The sequence below is a fragment of the Kitasatospora sp. NPDC127111 genome, assembly GCF_042677465.1.
Classification (GTDB): domain Bacteria; phylum Actinomycetota; class Actinomycetes; order Streptomycetales; family Streptomycetaceae; genus Kitasatospora.
Map to the genome: position 1 here is coordinate 1 of NZ_JBHXTG010000034.1, position 22,441 is coordinate 22,441.

The 22,441-nt window shown below is 77.7% G+C and carries 13 protein-coding genes; 1 reads left to right on the plus strand and 12 read right to left on the minus strand.

Annotated features, from left to right (window positions below; genetic code table 11):
• The 9 genes from ACFVHB_RS21065 to eccCa form a co-directional block, all read right to left on the minus strand.
• Window positions 1-1,787 (minus strand): WXG100 family type VII secretion target (locus ACFVHB_RS21065; RefSeq protein ID WP_380324181.1); only part of this gene is annotated, 1,787 nt, incomplete at its 3' end.
• A gap of 190 nt (window positions 1,788-1,977) precedes the next feature.
• Window positions 1,978-2,634 (minus strand): hypothetical protein, encoded by a 657-nt coding sequence (locus ACFVHB_RS21070; RefSeq protein WP_380324184.1) that lies wholly within the window; start codon window positions 2,632-2,634, stop codon window positions 1,978-1,980.
• Between the two features lies 1 nt (window position 2,635).
• The gene (locus tag ACFVHB_RS21075) at window positions 2,636-2,926 is read right to left on the minus strand and encodes a WXG100 family type VII secretion target (RefSeq protein ID WP_380324187.1); all 291 of its coding nucleotides are present in this window, start codon (window positions 2,924-2,926) and stop codon (window positions 2,636-2,638) included.
• Window positions 2,927-2,976: 50 nt separating this feature from the next.
• Window positions 2,977-3,309, minus strand: coding sequence for a WXG100 family type VII secretion target (locus ACFVHB_RS21080; protein ID WP_380324190.1), 333 nt, complete (start codon window positions 3,307-3,309; stop codon window positions 2,977-2,979).
• Window positions 3,310-3,485: 176 nt separating this feature from the next.
• Window positions 3,486-6,812 (minus strand): right-handed parallel beta-helix repeat-containing protein, encoded by a 3,327-nt coding sequence (locus ACFVHB_RS21085; protein ID WP_380324193.1) that lies wholly within the window; start codon window positions 6,810-6,812, stop codon window positions 3,486-3,488.
• The gene (locus tag ACFVHB_RS21090; RefSeq protein WP_380324196.1) at window positions 6,809-9,130 is read right to left on the minus strand and encodes a hypothetical protein; all 2,322 of its coding nucleotides are present in this window, start codon (window positions 9,128-9,130) and stop codon (window positions 6,809-6,811) included. Before ACFVHB_RS21090 ends, ACFVHB_RS21085 begins: the two co-directional genes overlap by 4 nt.
• Before the next feature lie 14 nt (window positions 9,131-9,144).
• Complete coding sequence (eccB, locus tag ACFVHB_RS21095) at window positions 9,145-10,509, minus strand: type VII secretion protein EccB (protein WP_380324199.1); 1,365 nt, start codon at window positions 10,507-10,509, stop codon at window positions 9,145-9,147.
• A gap of 8 nt (window positions 10,510-10,517) precedes the next feature.
• A complete protein-coding gene (gene eccD / locus ACFVHB_RS21100) occupies window positions 10,518-11,912 on the minus strand; it encodes a type VII secretion integral membrane protein EccD (protein ID WP_380324202.1) in 1,395 nt (464 codons plus the stop codon).
• Entirely contained in the window at window positions 11,909-15,943 is a 4,035-nt protein-coding gene (gene eccCa / locus ACFVHB_RS21105) for a type VII secretion protein EccCa (RefSeq protein ID WP_380324205.1), read from the minus strand. Before eccCa ends, eccD begins: the two co-directional genes overlap by 4 nt.
• A 434-nt stretch (window positions 15,944-16,377) precedes the next feature.
• Here eccCa and ACFVHB_RS21110 point away from each other — a divergent pair, with 434 nt between their 5' ends.
• The gene (locus tag ACFVHB_RS21110) at window positions 16,378-17,724 is read left to right on the plus strand and encodes a ricin-type beta-trefoil lectin domain protein (RefSeq protein ID WP_380324208.1); all 1,347 of its coding nucleotides are present in this window, start codon (window positions 16,378-16,380) and stop codon (window positions 17,722-17,724) included.
• Window positions 17,725-17,794: 70 nt separating this feature from the next.
• Here the strand turns inward: ACFVHB_RS21110 and ACFVHB_RS21115 are convergent, their stop codons facing one another.
• The 3 genes from ACFVHB_RS21115 to ACFVHB_RS21125 all read right to left on the minus strand — a co-directional run bounded on the left by ACFVHB_RS21115 (window position 17,795) and on the right by ACFVHB_RS21125 (window position 22,000).
• Complete coding sequence (locus ACFVHB_RS21115; protein ID WP_380324211.1) at window positions 17,795-18,520, minus strand: LuxR C-terminal-related transcriptional regulator; 726 nt, start codon at window positions 18,518-18,520, stop codon at window positions 17,795-17,797.
• Between the two features lie 183 nt (window positions 18,521-18,703).
• Window positions 18,704-19,063, minus strand: a complete 360-nt coding sequence (locus ACFVHB_RS21120) for a hypothetical protein (protein WP_380324214.1) — start codon at window positions 19,061-19,063, stop codon at window positions 18,704-18,706.
• A 150-nt stretch (window positions 19,064-19,213) separates the two neighbouring features.
• A complete protein-coding gene (locus ACFVHB_RS21125; RefSeq protein WP_380324217.1) occupies window positions 19,214-22,000 on the minus strand; it encodes an AAA family ATPase in 2,787 nt (928 codons plus the stop codon).
• Window positions 22,001-22,441: the final 441 nt, after the last annotated feature.

Here is a 22,441-nt window from a genome sequence, read left to right on the forward strand (position 1 = left end):
GTCCGCGGCGCCGCCGCACCGGGGCCGGCCGCGGCCGGGGCGCCGAAGCCGGGCAGGACGACGGCCGGGCCGGCACCGGCCGGAGCACCGGCGCCCGCGCCCGCCGGGTCCGCGGCCACCGGCCCGGAGGCCGTCCAGGGGTCGGTGCCCGCGTCCAGCAGGCCCGAGGCCTCGGACCGCGTTCCCGTCCCGTCCCCGGTGTCACGGGCGGCCGCCGCCGGGCCGGCCGCCGGCAGGAACGGCACCCCGCCCGCGGTGAGCCCCTCACCGCCGGCCGCCGCGCCGGCGTCCGATCCGGCCTCCCGCTCCTCCTGCTCCGTCCCGCTCTCCCACGGCTCCGCACTGGGCGTCAGCAGGCCGGAGGCGTCGGAGCGCTCACCCGCGTTCTCGGACCGGTTGGGAGCGCCTCCCATGCCGGGCATGAAGGGCATCCCGGCCCCGCCCAGTCCGGCCGGCAACGCCGACTCGGTGGCGGCGCCGGCCGGCAGCCCGGCGGGCGCGCCGTCGCGCAGCTCCTCGGCGGCCTTCTCCTCGCCGTCGGCGGCGCCCGCGCGACCGCCGAGGCCGAGCCCGCGCGGGAAGCCGGCCAGGCCGGAGGCGGTGCCGCGGCCCGTGGCGAGGCCCTTGGGGAGGGAGCCGATGCCGCCGAGACCGGCCGTCCCGCCCAGCGCGAGCGGGGGGATCGCGGACAGCGCGCCGAGGCCCGCCCCGCCGAGACCGTCCAGGCCGCCCGGCGAGTCCACGGAGCCCGGCCCGCCCAGTCCGCCGAGGCCCGGGAAGGAGAGCGGGTCCAGTCCGTTGAGGCCGGGGAGGCCGGGGAGCTCGCGACCGGGACCGCCGAGGTCCAGCCCGCCGGGGAACGCGGAGCCGTCAAGGCCCTTGAGGTCCCCCGGGCCGCCCACGCCGTCCAGCCCGCCGACACCACCGAGGTCCCCCGGGTCGCCGAGCCCGCCGGCGCCGCCGAGGCCTCCGCCGGCGAGGTCGGAGAGGCCGGCGAGGTCCCCGCCGCCGGGAAGTCCCCCGCCGATACCCTCCGGGTCGGGCAGCGGGCCGGGACCGCCACCGGGGAGGTCGGCGGTGTTCGGGCCGTCGCCGGTCCCCGGACCGTCGACGGGCGAGGGCACCGGCTGCGGGGAGACGATCGCGTCCGAGGTGAACTGGTAGTGCGAGGCCAGGGTCTTCAGCACGACCCGCATGTCCTCGCTCATCGCATGCACCAGCTCCGGCCGCAGGCTGATCGGGATGAGGCCGTTGGACATCGGGGTGATGCCCAGCGCCTGCGCCCGGTTGGCGTACCAGGTGTCGATCTCGACGATCTTGTGCTGGGCGTTCCGGAGCGTGACGGCGTTGTTCGCCAGCTGCTGCGGGACCGAGTGCATCCCGGTCGAACCGCCGGACAGCACCTTGGCGTTGGCGAGGACCTGCCGGGAGAAGGTGGTCATCGTGTCGAGGAAGGAGTCCGCCGCCGCGCCCTGCCACGGCCCGTCGTCCCCGGCCAGTGCCTTGGCCTGGTCGACCAGGCTCTTGCCGACCGCCTCCAGCGCCTTCTGCACCCGGTAGAAGGTGTTGGCGGCGTCCTGGAGGGACTGCGGGTCGGAGATCGCCCGGGCGTGGGACTGGTTGGCCTCGTTGCCGACCCCGGAGGACATCCCGTTGATGGCCGCCATGATCTGCTTCCAGTCCCACAGCTCGTAGTCGCCGCGCGAACCCGTCGAGGTGGCGTCCGGATCGCCGAAGACCGCCCCGTCGTCGCCCTGGTGGAAGCCGTGGCCGTTGTAGTCGGGCACGTCCGTTCTCCTTTCGGTCCTCCGGGCCCGCTCCGCCCGGCTCGTGTCCCGAGGCCGCTCGCCCCTGGGGCCCGTCTTCAAGCCCCCGTCTGCGGGGCGACGACGGGGGTTTGAAAACGGGCCCTTCGCGCTGTCCCCGGGACCGCCGTCCCCGCGACGGCCCCGCCCGGGACCGCCCCGCCCGGGACGGTCAGGACGGGGCCGGGGAGTTCCCTGCGCCGCTACCGGGGTTGGCCATCACGGCGCCGCCGGCCGCGGTGGCCACCGCGTTGAAGTCGCCGACCGCGTCGGCCAGGGCGTCGTGGAAGTCCCTGGCCGTCATGCCGTTGGCCTCCTCCACCGTCCGGTACTTGGCGCTCAGCGCCTTGACTCCGTCCCGCAGGTCGGTCAGCCCGGTCACCAGCGAGGCCAGCGAGTCGGTGAACTCCTTCTTCAGCCCGGTGTCGCCGTTGGGTCCGTTCACCTTGTTGCGCATCATGTTGGCGTGGTAGAAGGCGCCCGGCGCGACCGAGACGTCCTCCAGGGCCGTGGCGACGTCCTTCACCGGCTGGATCAGCCGGTCGATGTTGGCGGCGAACACGTCCAGCGACGGCGTACTGACGGCGATCCCGCCGGGGCCGGTCGCGCCGTTGCGCGGCACCGCCGGCACCAGGACCGGGTTGGAGTCGCTGAACGTCCCGTGCCCGGCCCCGACGTTGGAATCGCCGTCCCAGTGGATGGAGCCGCCGGTGCCGTTCCCGCTGCCGTTGCTGCCGGTGCCCGACCCGTAGTCGTTGTTGTTGATGTTCGGGTCGGAGGAGGCGTGGGAGTCGTCGCGGGCGGCGAGGGACTCGTCGGTCTCCGCCATGTCACTGCTCCCAGAGGCTCACGCCGTGCCGCTCGCCCTGGTGGTAGGCCTCGTGGATCTGGCCGAGCGCGGTGGTCGCGTTCTGGGCCTGGAGCACCATGTCGGCGGCCGCGGCGTCCCACTTGAGCTTGGCCACGTCGTAGGTGCCGCGGGCGTCGCTGCTCCACTCGCTCAGGTGCTGCTTGGTGCCGTCGTCCAGCTGGCTCAGCGTCTCCTGGAGCTTGTTGCTGATCGCGGTCATCTCACCGACGACGTACTCGACCTGGTTCATGTTGACGACGTACGTGCTCATGCGTGACTCCTCTGGTGTGCGGGGCGGCGGGGAAGACGGGGCGGGGCCGGTCAGAAGCCGGGCAGCGGGTTGGCCATCCCCTTGCTGAACTGGGCGGCCACGTCGGCGGTGGCCTGGTGGACGGTCCCGTAGCCACCGGTGTTGGCCTGGAGCTTCTCCAGCATCAGACCGAGCTGCTCGCGGACGGTGCCGAAGTCCTGGAGCCAGGTGTTCATCGCACTGAGGAAGGTGGTCGAGGCGTCGCCGGTCCAGCTCGACCGGAGCGTGTCGATCTGGCCCGCCATCTGGGTGTAGCTGCGGTTCACCTCGTCCACCGCGGTCTGGAAGCTGCCCTGGGCACCGAGCATCCCCTCGATGTTGACGGAGGTCGTCTGATTGGCCATCGGCCGGTCCCTTCGGTCCTGGTGCTCCTGCGCCACGCGGCTCGCGGGTGGTCCGCGGCCGGGCGACGGGGTGGGGAATGTCCCGGTCTGTCATGCTGCTCCACGCCGGGCCGGCCGGGAAGCGGAGCACCCCCGCACTGCCCCGCCGACCTGCGATCGCTGCCCGGCCGACCGTCTCACGGCCCCGCCGGCACCGCGGCCACCGGTTCCCGGACGGCGGGGGCCGGTACGTCCGGCCGGCCCGCCCCGCCCGGTCGTTCCGGCGGCGGCACGTCCGACGGGAGCACGGTGCGGGACCGGGCGCTCCCGGCGATCCGGCGCGCCAGCAGGTGGGCCCCGCGGGCGCCGTGCACCGGGTCCTGCCCGGCCAGCACCGCACGGGCCTCCGGCGCGACGACCAGGCCCAGGGCCGCCAGCCGCCGCTCCGTCAGCTCCGCCAACTCCGCGCCGCTGTAGGCGGGGAGGCGCAGGTACTCGGCGAACCCGCCCGCCAGGTCGGTGCGCGCGACCAGCAGGTCCATCAGGTACGGAGCCCGCCCGGAGAGCACCAGGACGGCGCCGTGGGCGTCGCGCCCGGCTGCCTCGACCGCCAACGCGTCCACCACCGCCGCCTGTTCGGGGGCGGGACGGCGCTCGAAGAGCGGGTCCGCCTCGACCAGCAGCACCCCGCCGGCGGCCTCCCGGAAGGCGTCGGCCAGCCGGGCGCGCGGCTGCTCTGCCCACCGGGCCGGCACGGCGGACAGCGGCAGCCGCTCCAGCGTGCCCAGCAGGGCGAGGCCGGCCCCGGCCAACGAGCGGGCATAGGCGGCGGCAAGGGCGCGCCGACCACTGCCGGGCGGTCCCTCCAGCACGACGTCCGCCAGGCCGGCGGTGCCCTGGTCGCGCTCGACGAGGACGTCGAGCCGGGCGGCCAGCGCCTGCCGGACGGTGGTGAGGCCGGTGAGGCCGGCCAGGTGACCCGAGGCCGCGGCGGCCCGTGGCGCCGGGGGCGTGACGGGGGCGGCGGCCGGCGCCGGCGGCGCCTCCCCGGCCGACCGGTCCCGCCGTTCGGCCTCGCCCGGCAGGGCGGTGAGGTCGGCGGCGGTCAGGCGGCTGAGTTCGCCGTCGTCCGCGGGCGGCCGGACGGCCAGCCGGGACGCCTGGTTGCTGATCATCGTCTCGAAGACCTGGCGCGCGACCCGGCCGTTGCCGAACGTCGGCCCCTTGGGGACGTCCTCGAAGTGGCGGGTCAGCGCCGCCACCGCGTCCCCGGTCAGTTCGTAGCAGTGCTTCGCGCACAGGCCCCGGACGATGGTGACCAGTTCCGCCGGCTCGTAGTTGGGGAACTCCACCGTGCGCGAGAACCGGGAGGCCATGCCGGGGTTGGAGGCCAGGAACTGGTCCATCTGCTCGGAGTAGCCCGCGACGATGACGACGATCTCGTCGCGGTGGTCCTCCATCAGCTTCATCAGGGTCTCGACGGCCTCCTGCCCGAAGTCCGGTCCGGTGCCCCGGGACTGGTTGGTCAGGGTGTACGCCTCGTCGACGAAGAGCACCCCGCCGAGCGCCTTGGTGAAGACCTCCGTGGTCTTGATGGCGGTGCCGCCGATGATCTGGGCGACCAGGTCGGCGCGGGCCACCTCGACGATGTGGCCCTGGCCGAGGATGCCCAGCTCGGCGAGCACGGCGCCGTAGAGCCGGGCCACCGTGGTCTTGCCGGTGCCGGGCGGGCCGGCGAACACCAGGTGGCGGCTCATCGGGGGCATCGGCAGGCCCATCTCCTGCCGCCGCTGGGTCATCCGGTTGAGGTTGATCAGGCCGGTGACCTCGCGCTTGACGCTCTCCAGGCCGACCAGCGCGTCCAGTTCGGCCAGCGGTCCGGTGCCGGGGACGCCGGGGGCGGTGGCGGTGCCGTCGCCCGGCCGCGCGCCGTCCGCACGCGCGCCGTCCGTACGGGCGCCGGACTCCGCGCGGACGCCGGGCTCCGGACGGGCGGTGGCTCCGCTGTCCTGGACGTCGCTGTCGCGCACCAGCGCCGAGCCGTCCGGCCCCGCCGCCCTGACCCCGCCGCCCGCGTTGCCGACGACCGTGCAGTTGCCGAGGTCGGCGCGGGCCCCGGCCCGCACGTCCACGCCGTGCCCGCGCGCGCCGCTGACCCGGCAGCCCACGGCGGTGAACGTGCCGCCCGCCAGCACCCGCACACCGTCGGTCCCCGATCCGGTGAACTCACTGTCATGGGCGACCAGTTCACCCTGGTCTCCGACGACCGCGGGGCAGCCGTCCAGCGTCGAGTCGGCCAGCCGGACGCTCGCACCGTCCAGCACGCCGAGGCCATGCCCGCCGCCGGTGGTGCCCACCCTGACGCCGGTGAGGCGTCCGCTGGTGGACCGGCCGGCCAGGTCCACCGCGTGGCCGCCGGCGAGAGTGATCTCCGCCTCCCGCAGGGCCAGTTCGGCCCCTCCGTCGGCCCGGACGCCGTCGCCGGCCGTCCCGCTGACGGTGAGCCGGTCCAGCTCGGCGGCGGCCCCGTCGGCGAGCCGGACGGCCGCGGTGGCGGCGTCCCGCACGGTCAGCCGGTCCGCCAGGGCGGCGCTGCCGGCGCCGGTCACCCGCAGGCCCACCGGTGCCCCGGTGATCCGGACGTCCTCCAGCACCGGCCGGGCGCCCCCGGTGACCTCCACCCCGCTGTCGGCCGCACCGTGGACGGTGCAGCCGCGCAGCACCGGCGCCGCCCCGCCCGCGACGTGCACCGCCTGGCCGGCCGACCCTTCGAAGGCGCAGCCGGTGAGGACGGTCTCGCCCCGGCTGGTCAGGTAGGCGTCCACCGCGGCGCTGCCGGACACGGTGACCCGGCGCAGCTCGGCCCGGGCCTCCTGTTCGACGGCGACGCCCGGCTTGGCGCTGCCGGTGATCACCGTGCCCTCGACGACGACCGCGCCCGTGCCGTTGACGCAGACACCGTTGCCCCGGGCCCGGACCAGCCGGCAGTCCCGCACCTCCAGGCGCCCGCGCTCGGCGACCACGACGGCCGAGGAGCCGGCGTCGGCCACCTCGGTGTCCTCCAGCACGCTGGCGCCGGTGGAGGTGACCACCACGCCGGCACCCTGCGGGTTCTCGACCCAGCACCCGCGCGCGGCGAGGGTGGCGTCCTGCCAGACCAGCACGGCGGTCCACGCCTCGCCGCGGATCCGGCAGCCGTCCAACGCGGCCTGCCCGCGGCGCAGGTCCAGCACCGGGGCCTGCCGGTCGGTGCCGGAGAGCACCAGGCCGGAGAGCCGGACCGCCTCGGCGTCCACGACGACCGTGCTGCCCGCGACGGCGTGCACCTCGACGGTCCCGCCGTCGCCGGCGTCCCCGACGTCCCCGGCCGCCACGGTGACCGCGCGGGTGAGGACGAGCGCCTCCTCGTACCGGCCCGGGGCCACGGTGATCAGCGCCCCCTCGGGGGCCTCGGCGAGGGCGGCGGAGATCGAGCGGTGGGCACCCGGGCGGTCCGGGGAAACCAGCAGCACCTGCCTGCTCACGGGCGGGATCCTTCCGTACGGGGGGTGATCATCAGGCCGGGCGGGTCGGCGCCCCCGGAGTCGTCGTCGGTCCCGGCACCGGCCAGCGCGGGCGGGATGCGTTCGAGGCCGGCCAGGGCCAGCGCGTCGAGCTTCGCCGGTCGCAGGTCGACCCGGCCGTCGGCGGTGATCTCCGACGGGGAGAGCTCGCGCAGCAGCACGGTGCGCCCGTCGACCCGCAACACCTTGAAGCCGGTGCCGGGCAGGAACAGCACCCGGTCGGGCACCGACGGGTCCAGCAGGGCGGTCCGACGGGCCGTCATCGACCAGACCAGCACGTCGGTCCCGTCCGCCGGGCCCGGGTGCGGCACGGTGCGGGCGTGGCAGAAGGCCCACTCGGTGAGCAGCTCCCCCTCGCGGTAGAGCGCCCGCTCCGACGCGTCCAGCCCGGTGCGCAACAGCGCCGGCCCGCGGTATGACGGCAGCCGGCCCAACCCGGCCGCCACGCACCGGGCCAAGGGCACGTGCGGGCCCGGGGCGGCGCTGCGGACCGCCGCGTCGGCCCGACGGCCGTCGCCCGACAGGTAGATCCGGACGGCGACCAGCTCGGTCAGCGCCGCCGCCCCCTCGGTCCGGCCCTCCCCGCGCAGCCCCGGGGCCTCCGACATCACCCGGGACACCGAGCCGGCCACCGCGTTGAACTGCTCGCTGAACGTCCGGCGCACCCACTCCCGCTCCTGGTCGATCCCGCGCTCCGGCGGCACCGCGCAGGCGGCGGCCGACGGCGTCGGCTGGACCCGCACCCGCGCGGGCGCGGGGGCCGGGCCCGGCGCGGGCGGCGCGGGCACCGGGTCGGGCGACGGCGGCTCCGTCGCGGGTGCGGGCACCTGACGGGCCGCCGGCGGCACGGGCACGGGCCCGCCGGACTCCAGCCGGAAGCGCGGCGCCGGAGCCGGGATCGACCGGTCCGGCAGCGGCGGGGCGGGCACGGCCGGCGCGGGGACGGCAGGGCTCTCGCTCCCGCCCCCGGACCGCGCCGGCTCCGTCCCGTTCGTGTCTCGGCGAGCCCTCTCGGGCGTGCCCGACTCGTGCGGGGTCGCGCTCTGACGAGCGGTCTCCGGTGCTGCCGGTGCGGGGCGGGCCGTCCCGGGGGGTGGGGCTTCCGCGCCTTCCGGCTCGGGAACGGGCGTGACGACGGCCGGGGCCGGGGCCGACGGCACGACCGCTGCCGCGGACGCGACCGGAGCCGCGGTCTCGGTGGCGCGACCCTCGACCGCGTTCACGTCCGCCGTCCCGGGCGCGACGGCCCGGGCGACGTCCTCGGCGGCACCGACCGGCTCGGCCGGCTCGACCGGCAACCGGGCCGACGCGGGAGCGGGGCCGGAGCCCGCCCCCGGAAGCCCCGCGGCCGCCGCCACCGAAGCCGCCGGGGCCATCCCCGGCGCCGGCGGGGCGGAGCGCGGGCCGGCCGCCGGGTGGTTCACCAGCTCCGCGTCCCGGCCCTGCCCGGCCCGGGCCGGGGCGACGAGGGCGCCGGCGGCGTCGCGGACCGCGGCCGGGAGCGCGGCGTACCGGACGACCGGGTGGCCGAGTGCGTCGGCGAGGACCTGCCCGGGGTCGACGCTGGCGGGGGTGTCCAGGGTGCCGTGCAGGACGAAGCGGACCGCCGGCCGGGCACTGGGCAGCACCGTGCCCCAGAACCGAGCCACGTCGTCGAGGGCGACCGCCGGCGCGCCGGGGCTGCCGAGCACGACGAGCAGCAGTTCCGGGTCGGCCGGCACCGCCTCGACCAGGTGCCGCCGTTCGGCGTCCGTGGGTTCCTCCCGGGTGCTGCGCAGCCAGACCCCGGCGGGCAGCGGCTCGGCGACCGCGTGCGGACCGGCCGGCCAGGGGCGGACGGGCGTGGAGAACTCCCAGGACGGCTTGGGGAACCGCTGCCCGTCCCGCTCGGCCGCCCGGCCCGGGCGGTACCGCAGCCACCCGTCGCCGTGGTGCGCGGGTACGAAGAGCCCGCCGGTGACGGTGGGCGTGACCTCGCCGTCGGGCGCGATCACCTCCCGGCCGAGCCGTTCGGCGATCCGCGCGGCCGCCTGCCCGACCTCGGTGCGGTCACCGCGGCCGAAGACCAGCCGCAGGCTGCCGTAGCGGGCGGGCGCGAGCAGCCGGGCGACCGCCGTCCACTCGCGCTCGGCGGCGCCGGCGGCCAGGTCGACCACGACCAGGGTGTGCCGTTCGTCGCGGGCGAGGCCGCGGGCGAAGGCGACGGCCCGGCCGTCCGGGCCGCCCTTGGGGTGGATGAGCAGGGCGCCGCCGTCTCCGGCACGCAGGCGCAGTCGCACGGCCCGTTCCCCCTTCACCCGCGCGCCGCGGCGCGGCCGAGGGCGGGGCCCTCGGGCAGCAGCGCGAGGACGTCGGCGGGCAGGGTGAGGGCGCGACGCGCGTCGCCGAGGCCGAGGGCGCGGAGGGCGTCGCCGTCGGTGATCCGGTACCGGGCGCCCTGCTCGGTGACGAGGTACGGAGGGCCGCCGGCCGGCGCGGTGGCGAGCACGCCGGTGCCGGGCGGCAGCACGACGGGGCGGGCGAGGACCGGGGCGAGGACGAGCCGGACCGTGCCGCCGGGCCCGGTCCGCAGGCAGAGCGCGCCGGCGTCGGGGGCGGGGAGGCCGGTGACGGCGGGGAGTCGGTTGAGTGCGCCGCGGTCGGCCGAGAGCGGGGCCGTGGCGAGGTCGGCGGCGGTGACGGTCCGGGGGGCGGGAGCACCGGGCAGGGCGGCGAGCAGGGCGTACTCGGTCGGGCCGACCGGGGCGAGGCCGTCGGCGCGCTGCACGTAGTGGTGGGCGTCGGCGCCGGGGCCGGTGCGGAACAGCTGGCCGGTGACGGTGCTCTGGCCGGCGACGGTGCCGGCCGGGGCGCCGGCGCCGGGCGGCGCGCTCGCCGCGAGGGGCGCTCCGGTGGGCACGGCGGCGAGCCAGTCGGCCGGGACGGCGACGGCGGGCCGGTCGTCCAGGCCGAGCGCGATCAGGGCGGAGTCCGCGGGGACGGGGTACTTGGTGTCGCCCACCAGCAGGTGGCGGGCGCCGTCCGGGCCGGCGACCAGCGCGGCACGGTCGGCGGGCAGGCCGGGGAGCGCGTCGGCGGCCGGACCGAAGACCAGCGTCTGGGCCGGCGGGGCGGCGCCCCCGGCCGGCCCTGCCCCGGCGCTCCCGGCCGTACCGCCGCCGCCTGCCGCACCGGGCGCGGGCACGCCTCTGACGTCCGTCCGGAGGCAGCGCGCCCAGGCGCCGGTGAGCAGCCCCGCGGCGGCCGGGACGGCGTCGGGGGCGTCCGGGATGCCGACCGGGACGCCGCGCGGGGTACCGGCCAGCACCTTGGCCGGGACGGTCTCGGGCGCTGCCCGCCCGCCGGCGATCAGCAGGGCCGAGGCCTGGTTGCGGGCCGGGCGGAGTTCGCCGTCCAGGTAGACGTAGCGGTTGCCGGTCTCCTTCTCCACGACGACGGCGCCGTCCTTGCGCCACGCGGTACTGGCCGGCGGGGCGAGCAGGCCGGCGACGGCGAAGCCGCCGCAGAGCAGGCCGGCGACGCCGGCGCCGAGGACGGTGCCGAGTGCGGACCGGCGGGTGGGGCTGTCGCCCTGGCCGGGGTCACCCCCGACGAGGGCTGAGGCCAGCCGGCCCATCGCGAACTGGTAGGACTGCACGTGGTCGCGTCGTGTCTGCACGGTCTCCCCTAGCCGGCCAGGGCCCGCAGCCGGGCGTAGACACCGATCACCTGGAGCAGCAGCGGCAGCAGGGCGATCGCGGTGACGGTCTCGGCGAGGTCGCCGAGGTGGCCCCAGACCGGCAGCAGCCGGGCCCGCGGCAGCCGCCAGGCGGCGGCCGGCAGCAGCGCGGCGGCGGCGAGCAGCACCGCGATCGCGGCGGCCTGCCCGCCCGGTCCGGCGGGCGCGGCCCGGAGGACGAGCACCAGCGCCGCCGCGTAGGCGCCGCACAGCAGCGCGGGGACGCGCTGGAGGGTGCCCTCCGTGCCGCGGGCGCGGAGCAGCAGGGCGGCGCCCAGGGCGAGCGGCAGCAGCCATCCGGTCCAGGAGGAGTCGAGGATCACCAGCAGGGTGACGGCGACCGCCTGCACGAGGGCGGAGGCCGTGGCGATGGTGTCGAGGCAGGCGGTGGCCAGGGTGACCCGGCGGTCGAGCCGTTCGCCCGGTTCGGGCTCGATGTCGCGCTGGAGTTCGGCGGCGTCGCGCGGCAGGTGCGGCACGCGCAGCCGGGCCGCCCGCAGGGCGAGCCGCGGTGCCAGGTGGCCGAGCACGAACAGCGCGACGGCCAGCGTGGCGGCGGCCTGGACGGCGTCGGCCCGGCCGGCCCGGACGGCGATCGCCCCGCAGGCCGCGGCGATGGCTCCGACCAGGGCCGTGCCGGGTACGGCCAACGGCAGCGCGCCGACACCGAGCAGCAGTGCGGCGATCGCCACGACGCCGCCGGCGGCGGCCAGCACGCCGGTGGCGCCCGGGAGGTGGCCGCCGGCAGGGGCGGCGCGCAGGGTCAGCCCGGCGAGCGCGGCGAACCCGAACGCGCCGAGGCCGGTGAGCAGCACGCTGCTCCGGTCGGCGCGCATCCGGGCCGTCACGGCGCAGGCGGTGGTGAGGACGGCGGCGACCGCCGCGCAGCGCGCCGCCGTGGCCGGCCCCGCACCGGCGCCGAGCAGGGCGGCGGCGAGTGCGGCCAGGGCCCCGCCGGCGAGGACCAGGGCGAGGGCCCGGGTGAGCTCGGGCCGCCACCGGCCGGGGCCCCGGCCGACCCGGTCGGCGACGCCGTCGGCGAGGTCGTCGAAGTGCGGGACGGGCAGCGGCGCCCCGGCGGGGCGCAGGTGGAGGACGTCGCCGTGACGCAGGCCGGCCGTGGCCGGGGTGGCCCCGGGGTCGAGGGGCTCGTCGCCGAGGCGCTGGAGGACCCACCGGCCGTCGGCGCGGTCGGGCCCGGCGGGCAGGGCTCGGAGCAGCACCGGCAGCAGGGCGGAGACGGTGGTGGTGACGGGGACGGCGAGGTCGGCGCGGCCGGCCGGGCCGTCGACGGTGAGCCGGCAGACCTCGGTGGCCTCGACCGGGGGCGGTGCGGTGGTCATCGTGCTCCAGTCGGGGCGGGGCCGGCGGGGACGAGGCCGGTCTGGACGAGCGTGACGGTGCGCCGGGTGACGAGCTGGGCACGTCCGGCGGGCAGGGTGCGGGGCTTGGCCTCGCCGAGGAACTTGCCCTCCTCCTTGGGGTAGGAGAGCAGCAGCGCGGGGTTGCCGAGCTCCCACATCCGGCGCAGCAACGGGTCCATGACGGCCCGCATGGCGCCGGAGGTGCTGCGGGCGACGACGACGTGCAGGCCGATGTGCCCGCCCTGGGCGAGCAGCGGTACCAGCGGGGCGGTCGGGGCGGCCGCTCCGGGGGCGCCGGTGAGCAGGTCGTAGTCGTCGACGAGGACGAACAGGCGCGGTCCTTGCCACCAGTCGCGCCGGGCCAGTTGTCCGGGGGTGACGTCGGGTCCGGGCACCCGCTTGCCGACGGAGACGACGGCGCTCTCGGCCAGCCGGGTGAGGCCGTCGGCGTCGACGGCGAGCCCGACCCGGTAGGCGTCGGGGACGTCGTCGAGCAGTCCGCGGCCGGGGTCGGCCAGCAGGATGCGGGCCTCCTCGGGGCGGTAGCGGGCGGTGATGGCGCGGACGACCAGCCGCAGGGCGTTGGTCTTGCCGGTCTCGCCGTCGCCGAAGACGGCCAGGTGCGGGGTGGTGCCGAAGTCGTGCCAGGCGGGGGCGAGGCGCTGCTCGTCCCAGCCGAGGCAGAACCGCAGCTCGGGGGTGTGGTCCGGGCCGGGGAGGCGGTGGGCGTCGAGGCGGGTGGGCAGCAGGCGGACGCCGGGGGCGGCGGCGCCGGCGGCGAAGGCCTCGATCTCGGCGACGGCGGCCTTGGTGGCCGCGGTGAGGTCCTCCGTGCGGGCGGAGCTGTCGGTCCTGGGCAGCGCGGACAGGAAGCGGTGTCCGCCGCCGGTGAGGCCGTGACCGGGGCGGTGCGGCACGGCGGCGGCCGCCTTGGTGCCGACCTCGGACTCCATGGCGTCCCCGAGGCGCAGTTCGAGCTTGGTGCCGAGCAGGTCGCGCAGCCGGGCGCGGAGCTCGGACCAGCGGACCGCCGAGGCGACCACGTGGATGCCGAAGGAGAGCCCGCGGGCGGCGAGGTCCATGACCCGCTGCTCCAGCTCCTCGTACTCCTGACGGAGCGTGGCCCAGCCGTCGACCACCAGGAAGACGTCGCCGTACGGGTCGTCGCCGAGCGGGTCGCCGGACCCGGCGCCGGCCCCGCCGCGGGCGCGGAGCGCGCGGTAGGCGGCCATCGACTCCAGGCCGCGCGCGGTGAACAACTGCTCGCGGTGCTCCAGCAGTTGGTGGATTTCCGCGACGGTCCGCAGCACGCGGTCGCGCTCCAGGCGGGTGGCGACGGAGCCGACGTGCGGCAGTCCGGCGGTGGAGACCAGGCCGCCGCCGCCGAAGTCGAGGCAGTAGAACTGGACCTCCGTCGGGGTGTGGGTCAGGGCGAGGGCGAGGATCAGGGTGCGCAGCAGGGTGGACTTGCCGGTCTGCGGGGCGCCGACCACGCCGATGTGGCCGTCGGCCCCCGACAGGTCGGCGACCAGCAGGTCGCGCAGTTGCTCGAAGGGGCGGTCGACCATGCCGAGCGGGACCTTCAGCGCGCCGCGCAGTCCGGGGTCGGGGGTGCCGAGGCCGCGGTCCGGGTCGGGTACGAGGCCGGGCAGCAGCTGGTCCAGGCTGGGCGGGGCGGCCAGCGGGGGCAGCCAGACCTGGCGGGCGGGCGGTCCGCCGTTCTCCAGCCGGGCGATCAGGACCTCGGAGAGGCTCTCGGTGGCCTCCTCGGTGGCCGGCTCGGCGGTCCGTCGCCGCAGCGCCTGTTCGGCGAGGGAGAGCAGCGCGGCCTCCTCCTCGGCGCGGGCGGAGGCGAGCGGCCCCCGCTGGTCGAGGCCGAAGGCGGTGACCTCCCGGGCGGGCACGGTGCGGGCCTGCTGGTCGGGGTGCGGCGGCGCCGGCGCGGGGCCGGAGACGTAGGCGGCCTTGAAGCGCACCAGGTTGGTGGTGTCCACCTTGAGGTAGCCGTTGCCGGGGGCGGAGGGGAGTTCGTACGCGCTGGCGGTGCCGATGACGCTGCGCGACTCCATGGCGGAGAAGGTGCGCAGCGCGATCCGGTAGGACAGGTGGCCCTCGACCCGGTGGATCCGGGACTCGTCCAGGCGCTGCGAGGCGAGCAGCAGGTGGACGCCGAGGCTGCGGCCGAGCCGGCCGACGGAGACGAAGAGGTCGATGAACTCGGGCTTCCCGGCGAGGAGTTCGGAGAACTCGTCGACGACGATGAGCAGCGCGGGCAACGGCGCCAGGGTGGCCCCGGCGGCGCGCGCCTTCTCGTACTCGTAGAGCGACGGGTGGCCGGCCTCGCGGAGCAGTTCCTGACGGCGGATCATCTCGCCGCTGATGGCGTCCCGCATCCGGTCGACGAGGTGGATCTCGTCGGCGAGGTTGGTGATGACGGCGGAGGTGTGCGGCAGCCGGTCGAGGCCCAGGAAGGTGGCGCCGCCCTTGAAGTCCACCAGCACCAGGTTGAGGATCTCGGACGAGTGGGTGGCGGCCAGGCCGATGACGAGGGTGCGCAGCAGCTCGCTCTTGCCGGAGCCGGTGGCGCCGATCAGCAGTCCGTGCGGTCCCATGCCGCCCTGCGCCGACTCCTTGAGGTCCAGTTCGACCACCTCGCCGTCCTCGGTGAGGCCGATCGGCACCTTGAGGCGGGCGTCCTGGGCCTGGCGGGAGCGCCAGCGGGCGGCGACGTCGAAGCCGCGGACGTCGCGGATGCCCAGCAGGGCGGCCAGGTCGAGGTCGGACTCCAGGGGACGGTCCCGCAGGTCGGCGCCGCCGCCGGTGCGCAGCGGTGCCAGCGCCCGGGCCAGGGTGTCGGCCTCGGCGGGGCCGAGCCGGTCGGCGCGGGCGGTGACGGTCTCCGGTCCGGCGGGGAACTCGACCCGGCCGTCGCGGGCGGTGAGCCGGAGCACCCGGGGGCCGCCGGGGACGGTGCCGGTGAGGTCGAGGAGGACGACGCCGCGCAGGCCGGCGCCGAGCAGGCGGGAGGTCTCGGGGAGTCGGACGCCCTGGGCGACGACCACCGTGAACGGCTCGGCCACGCTCGGGGTGGAGCCGGGGTCGTGGTCCGGGCGGTCGCGGACGGCGGGGCCGAGGAGGTCCAGCAGTGCGTCGTGGTCGGCGGCGGCGAGCCGGACGGGGCCGGCGGCGTCCTCCTCCCGCGGGTGGGCGTTGTGCGGCAGCCACTTCAGCCAGTCCCAGTCCCGTCGGCCGGCGTCGTCGGCGAGCACGGCGACGCGCAGCTCGTCGGGCGAGTGGAGGACGGCGAGCTGGGCGACCATCGCGCGGGCCAGGGCGAGCGCGTCCGCGTGCTCGCCGGCGAACTCGACGGCGGTGAAGCGTCGCAGGGAGACCGGGACGGGCAGGTGCGGCACCGTCTGGTGGGCGCGGGTGAAGCGGCGCAGCGAGATCGCGCAGAGCGGTTCGAGGTCCTCGACCGGCTTGGTCCTGGGGGGCAGGAACTCCAGGGCGGCGCGGCGCGTGCCGGTGCCGATCCGGACCCTGGCGAAGTCCTGGTGGCCGGGCCGGCGCTCCCAGAGCCGGGGGCCCGGTACCAGCGTCCACAGGTCGGCCGGGTCGGGGTCGTCCCAGAGCAGGGCGGCGCGCTGCTGTTCGGCGGCCTGCCGGGCCTGCCGGCGCTTCTGGGCCAGGTAGCGCAGGTAGTCGCGGCGTTCGGCGCGGACCCGGCGGCGGCGTTCGGCACCGGGGCGGCCGATCTGGACCAGGGTCATGCTGACCATGGCGACGCCCATCATCCCGGACATCGTGTACATCGCGGGGCCACCGGCGCCGACGGAGAACATCAGCACCATCGCCCCGGTGCCGAGGCCCATCGGCAGGTACGTCAGCACGGAGCCGAAGTCCCCGGTGGCGGGCTCGCCGAGCACCGGCGGCTCGGCCAGTTCGACCTGTTCCTCCGGCGGGCGGGGGCCCTCGGCGCGTGGTGGGCGCTTGACGACCACGGTGCTCACGTCCGGTTCTCTCCCGTCTCTCCCGCGCTCCGGGCTGCGGAGCGGCAGGCGGTTCGCTGTGCGTCGGCAGCCTAGGGAGGCGCGGCCGGCCCGCCCTGGCGTGACGGCCCTTCGCTGTCCCGGCGGACCAGGAAGCGTGTCCGGTGGGGCAACCGGACGGCGGGCGGGGCCCCGGTGTCCGGTGGGGAGTTGCACCTCGGGGCAAGGAATCCGGTGCGAAGGGTCCACGTCCGCGCCGGCGGCGGGGCGGGCGGACGGGCGGGGCGGTTGACTGGTGGCGGCCTCGCCGTCCGTGTGCGCCGGCCGTGCCCGTGCGAGTCGGCCGGGCACCGGTCAGCGGCCGGGCCGGTCGTTCCTCCCCCGTGCGCCCGATCGGCCGCCGCGGCACGGACGTGCGGGGCCGAACAAGAGTGGAGCAGAGACGTATGGATCGCGTGACGCCGTCCACGGACCCGCCGGGCGGGGCGCTCTGGGACCGCGCCCTGCCGTGGGAGGCCGCCGGGGGCGGCGCCGGCACTCCGCCGGCGGAGGCCGTGCCCCCGGCCGGACCGGCCGAGCAGCCCGGCGCCGGAGCCCCCGCGGCGGAGCCAGCCGGACCGGAGCCCGCCGGACCGGAGCCCGCCGCGCCGGAAACCACCGGCGCCGGCGAGCCGGGCAGCCGGACCGCCGCCGAGCCCGGCGGACCGGCCCCCCGCGCTGCGGCGTCGCCCGCACCGGACGGTCCGTCACCGGCCGCCGCCGCTTCGGCCGCCGGTTCCGCCACCGGTTCCGCCACCGCCGCGGTCGTCGCGCGGGAGGAGACGGAGCGGAAGAGGCGAGCGCCCCGCCCGGGGTCGGCCGAACCCCCCGGCGCCGAGGAGGAGCAGCCGGAGCGGAGCGCCCGGATCGCCGGGGTACTGATCGCCGCCGGCGTCCTGGTCGCCCTCGCGGTCACAGCCGTGTCGGTCACCGCCGGTCCGGGGGGCGAGGAGCACCCGGCGAGCGGCGCGCTGCCGACCGGTCCGGCCCTCACCGCGCCCCACGTCCCGGGGGCCCGGGGTGCCGTCCCGACCACGGCGGACGCCTCCCCCGGGGACACGGCCACCGCGACCGCCGCGGCCTCACCGTCCGCCGCCGGGCCGACCGGGGCCCCGCCGGCGGACGGCCCGCCGCCCGTCGGCGGCACCGGTGCGGCTCCGGGCAGCACCGCCCCCGGCGCCCCGGCCGCGCCCCAGCCGCCGGGCGGACCGGCAGCCGCGCCGAAGGCCCAGCAGCCCGGCGCTCCGGCCCCGGGCCCGGCCCAGCCGCCCGCTTCGGCGGGCAGCCGGCCGCAGGCGGCGGCCCAGCCCGCGGCCCCGGCACCGGCACCGGCCCCGGCGCAGCCCGCACCGCCCGCGACGACGGCCGCCCCGGCCCCGAGCGGCCGGACGGTCGCCGGCTACGGGTCCGACCGGTGCGTGGAGGTGTCGGCGCGCGCCGCCGTGGACGGTTCGCCGCTGCGGTTGTGGGACTGCTCCGGGGACGCGGCGCAGACCTGGGACTTCCGGTCGGACGGTACCGTCCGCGCGATGGGGATGTGCCTGGACGTCGCGGGCGCTTCGGCCGACGACGGCACGGTGATCCAGCTGGCCCGCTGCAACGGCGGCTGGGCCCAGCAGTTCGCCCTCAACCCCGCGCACGACCTGGTCAACACCCACCTGGGCAAGTGCGTCGATGCCCGGGACCACGGCACCGGGAACGGCACGGGCCTCCAGTTGTGGGAGTGCACGGGCGCGTCGAACCAGAAGTGGTACCTGCGCTGACCGTCCGTCCGGGCCGCCCCGCCGCACGGTGGGGCGGCCCGGACACGGTTTCGCGCCGCGCCCGACCGGCTCAGAGCACGCCCGTCCGGATCGCGTGCACCACGGCGTGGGTGCGGTTGCGGAAGCCGAGCCGGGTCATCATGCCGCTGACGATGTTCTTGATGGTCCGCTCGGAGTAACTCAGCTCGCGGGCGATGTCGGCGGTGTCCAGACCGTCGGCCAGCAGCCGCAGCACGGCGACCTCGCGGGTCTCCAGCCCGGCCGTGGTCAGGCCGCGCGGTCCGAGGACGTCGCGCTGGACGGAGCGGAAGCCGTCCACCAGCCAGCCCTGGACGGCCGGGGGCAGGTCGGTGCCGCCGACGGCCACGCGGCGGACCACCTCCAGCACCTTGTCGAAGTCGCACTGCTGGCGCCAGAGCAGGCCGCGCAGGCCGAGGTCCACCGCGCGCAGCACCTGGTGCTCGCGGATGCTCTCGGTGACCAGGACGATGCCCAGGCCGGGGTTGCGGGACCGGGCCGAGCACTCCTCCAGCCGGGTCATCGTCTCCTCGGTGACCCGGGTGGCGAGCACCAGCGCGACGTCCGCGACCGGGAACTCGTCGTCCTGGAGCAGCCGCAGGCCCGGGTGGCGGCGCAGCCCGAGGCTCGTCCCCTCGCCGGTGATCGGGTCGCTCGCGAGCACCGCGACGGCGGTCGTCCGGATCACGCCGACGCCGCTCGGGTCGCGTCGGGCGGGGGCGGGGACCGCGACCGGCTCGGGGGCCGTCGGCGTCCTCGGGGTGGTGATGGTGTCCATGGGGTTCGGGCTCGCCTGTCCTCGTCGGTTCGGAGGTCGAACACGCTAGGCGGGCCCTCTTGGCGGGGACTTGCAAGTGGATTGGAGGGCGTCGCCGCGCACCGCCCGGGAGGGGAACGGGCGGTGCGCGGCGTACCGGTGGCGGGGCCACCGGCGGTTCTCAGTGACGGCCGTGACGGCGGATCACCAGCGGTAGTAGCCGGCCGACCAGGCGTACCCGGTGGTCGAGACACCGGTGCCGGTCGCGTCGTCGAAGGAGAAGTCGCCGATGACGGCGCCGTTGGCCTGGCGGAGGACGACGACGTCCTTGCTCCGGCCGGTGACGCTGATCGTGGCGCAGGTGCCGGGGTTCACGACCTTGGTGGCGAAGTGCCGTTCGGGGAACTCCGCGTAGGAGGAGTAGTAGCCGTCGGAGCAAAGGGTGAACTGCCCCGGCGTCGCGGCCTGGGCCGCGCCGGCCGGGACGAGGACCGTCGCGAGGACGGCGGCGCCCAGGGCGGTGGCGGCGGCGAGGCGGCGCGGGATCGTTCCGTTCGGGCTCATCGAGGTCTCCCGGAGGTGTCGTCGGATCATCGGACCCCCTGAGGCAACCGTGGGCCGGCCCCTCCCGTCACCGGTGCGGGGCGCGCGGTGTCCCTCGGGCCACCGGCCGTTGCCCCGGGGACCCTCGACGGCCCGCGCGCCGCCGCCCGGTCACCCGGCCGGGACCCCCGCGCGACCGGCCGGGGCGAGCAGGCCGGCAGCGGCCAGCGCCGGGGCGAGCCCGGCGGGCGATCCGGTGCCGAGCTTGGCGAGCGCCCTGGCCAGCCCGGACTCCACCGCCCCCGGGTCCACACCGAGCCGCTCGGCGATCCCGGCCGTGGCGAGCCCGGCCGCGGCCAGCCGCGCGATCCGGACCTCCTGGCCGGTCAGCGGCCGCCGTCGCGCCCCGTCCGCCGACGGCACGCCGGGCACGGCTCCGGCCGCCCCCGGGCGTGCCGCGCAACGCGCCGCCCAGGGGCCGGCACCGAGCCCCTCGAAGGCGCGGCGCGCCTCGTGCAGCACCGCCTCCGCCTCCCGGCGGCCGGCGGCCCGCAGGCGCAGGCCGTGGGCGAGCCGCAGCCGCGCGAAGGGGAAGACCCAGCGCCGCGCCCCGGGCACCGCGTAGGCGGCGTCGAACAGCGCGTCGGCGTCGGGTCCGTCCGCGGCCAGCGCGGCCGCCGCGGCCAGCAGGAAGGCGTGGTGGCCGGAGATCTCGTCCATCCGGGCGGCCTGCCCGGCCGCCACGTGCGCGGCGGCCTCCGCCCGGCGCCCGGTCCGGACGGCGGCCTCGACGAGGTCGAGGAACGGCAGGTGGAACCAGGGCAGGCCGGCCGGCAGCTCGCCCGGCGGCATCAGGGCGACGAGGCCCTGGTAGGCCTCCTCGTCCCGGCCGTGGGCCAGCGCGGCCAGCGCGTGCAGGTGGTCGAGCTGGTCGGTGACGAAGCGCATGCCCGCCCGCGCGGCGACCGGCCGGACCCGGGCGTCGGCGGCGCGCAGGCCCGCCTCGTCGCCGCGGCCGGCCAGGAAGTGCGCGTGGTAGTGCCGGAACAGCAGGGCGTTGCAGTGGTAGCCGAGTTCCTCGGCCGCCTCCGCCTCGTGCAGGCAGGTCGCGGCCTCGTCCCAGCGCCCCCGCAGGTAGCCCCGGTAGACCTCGGCCTTGGCGACCGAGCCACGGGTGGCGTACCCGTGCTGGCCCGCGAAGCGGCGCCGCAGCGGGCCGTCCGCGGCGTCCACCGCGGCGGCCGTCCAGAGCAGCAGCCAGGCCGCGCCCGCCTCCTGTCCCCGGTCCAGGCCGTCCAGTAGTGCGGTGAGGAGCCCGGGCACGCCGTGGGCGGTGCGTGCCGGGTCGGACCAGGCGCGGTGGCAGAGCCGGGCGAGCGGGGACACCTGCGGGCGGTGGTCGGCCAGTACCTGCCAGGCCCGCGGGTCCCCGGTGTAGACGGCGGCGAGCAGCAGCTTGAAGTACGCCTGCTCGGCGAGCCCGCCGAAGGTCTCCGCCCCGGGCCGGGCCAAGGCGTCGATGGTGCCGGGCAGCAGCTCGACGGAGGACTCGAACGCCACCCGGTGGCTCTGGTCCACGTAGACCACGGCGTAGGAGAACAGCGGGGCGATGTCGTCCGGCACCGGCCCGCGGGCGATCTCCTCGACCAGCCGCGCGGTGTGCCGGAGCTGGCCGCCCCGGGCGGCCGCGACGGCGGCCCAGGTCAGCCGGCGGGCGCGGTCGGCGGGGTCGGCGGTGAGCGCCGCCGAGCGGTCGAGCAGCAGCGCCGCCTCCGCGTCGCCGCCGCGTCGCACCAGCCGGTGGCCGGCGTCCTGGAGGCGGGCGGCGAGGTCCTCGTCCGCGAGCAGCGCCGCGCTCGCCTCGTGGACCAGCCGCCGCGGGTCGTCGGCGGCCAGCCCCTCGGCGAGCTGACGGTGCGCCGCGCGCTGTCGGGGGCCGGACGCCCGGGAAATGACGGCGCGCCGCACCAGAGGGTGGCGGAAGACCAGCCGGCCCGCGGAGTCGAGCCAGGCGAGCCCGGTCGCCTCCAGCGTCTCCAGCACGGACTCCGCGTCGTCGCCGGCCACCGCGCGCAGCCAGGAGGCGGTGCCCTCGACCGTGCACGGGCCGGCCAGCGCGGCCAACAGCAGCACCCGTTCGGCGGTCGGGGTCAGGCCGGCCAGCCGGTCCGCGAAGAGCCGCTCCAGCCGGCTTCCGAGCGGCAGCTGGTCGGGCAGCGGAACGATGCCCCGCAGCTGGCCCCGCCCCAACTGACGCGGCAGCTCCACCAGGGCCAGCGGGTTGCCACCGGCCTCGTCCAGCAGCCGGGCGGCCGTGGTGGCGGCCAGCCCGGGGTGGCGCAGGTCGAGCAGTGTCCCGGCCTCCGCCGAGGAGAGCGCACCGACCTCGACGGGGTGCATCGACCACGCCTCGGCCGCGGACTCCTCGGGACGACTGGCGCTGACGATGACGACCGGGAGGGCGGCGATCCGCCGGTGGAGGAAGGCGAACACCGTGATGCTGGAGGAGTCGACCCAGTGCAGGTCGTCCACGAGCAGCAGCAGCGGTCCGCCGCGGGCGGCCGAGGCGAGCAGGGCGAGCGCCGACGCCCCGACCGTGAACCCGCCCGGCGGCGAGCCGGGGCGGATGCCCAGCGCGTGCTCCAGGACGTCCCGCTGATGCGGCGGCAGGTCGTGGGACCGCTCCAGGAGCGGCCACAGCACCTGGTGCAGCCCGCTGAACGCGTACTCGCGCTCGACCTCGGAGCCCACCGCCCGCAGCACGGTGAACCCGGCCTCCGCGGCCCGGTCGGCCGTCCAGTCCAGCAGCGCCGTCTTGCCGATGCCGGCCTCGCCGCGCAGGAGCACCGCCGCCCCGCCGGCCCCCGTCCGGGCCCCCTCCAGGGCCGCGGCCAGCAGCGCGGTCTGCTCACCGCGTCCGACCAGCCGGGTGGTCTCCGGCCCCTCCACGTGCTCCACGCGCCGTCGCTTCCCCCCTGGACCCGTCGTCCGGGTCCGTCGTCCTCGCGAGGCCGAGCGGGACGGGCGACCCGTCGCCGGCGACCGCCCGGTCCGCGCGCGGCGGCCGGCGCTCCCCGCCCTCGGCAGGCCGCCAGCCTAGTGGTCCTCCGCCCCGGGCCGGGCCGCGCCCGTCCCCGGAGCGGCGCTTGGAGCGCACTTGGCGCCCACTTGGCGTCCGCCGATCCGCGCTGTTCCCGGCCGCGCGCCGGGACGATACCGGCGGTCCGGCGCCCGCCGGACCGGGCTCCGCCCGTCCGCTCCGGCGCCGTCACCGGCCGGGCCCCGCACCCCCTTCCCCACCCCCTCACCGGACAGGTCGTACCTCCGTGACTCCCCTGAACGACGCCCTGCCGGCCACCCTGCGGGCGTACCGCACCTGTTCGCCACGCTCGGCCGGGA

Excerpts from the sequence above, each read along its gene's own strand:
- ACFVHB_RS21070 (WP_380324184.1), bottom strand. The coding sequence starts at position 2,634 with ATGGCGGAGACCGACGAGTCCCTCGCCGCCCGCGACGACTCCCACGCC.
- ACFVHB_RS21075 (WP_380324187.1), bottom strand. The coding sequence starts at position 2,926 with ATGAGCACGTACGTCGTCAACATGAACCAGGTCGAGTACGTCGTCGGT.
- ACFVHB_RS21080 (WP_380324190.1), bottom strand. The coding sequence starts at position 3,309 with ATGGCCAATCAGACGACCTCCGTCAACATCGAGGGGATGCTCGGTGCC.
- eccD (WP_380324202.1), bottom strand. The coding sequence starts at position 11,912 with ATGACCACCGCACCGCCCCCGGTCGAGGCCACCGAGGTCTGCCGGCTC.
- ACFVHB_RS21115 (WP_380324211.1), bottom strand. The coding sequence starts at position 18,520 with ATGGACACCATCACCACCCCGAGGACGCCGACGGCCCCCGAGCCGGTC.
- ACFVHB_RS21120 (WP_380324214.1), bottom strand. The coding sequence starts at position 19,063 with ATGAGCCCGAACGGAACGATCCCGCGCCGCCTCGCCGCCGCCACCGCC.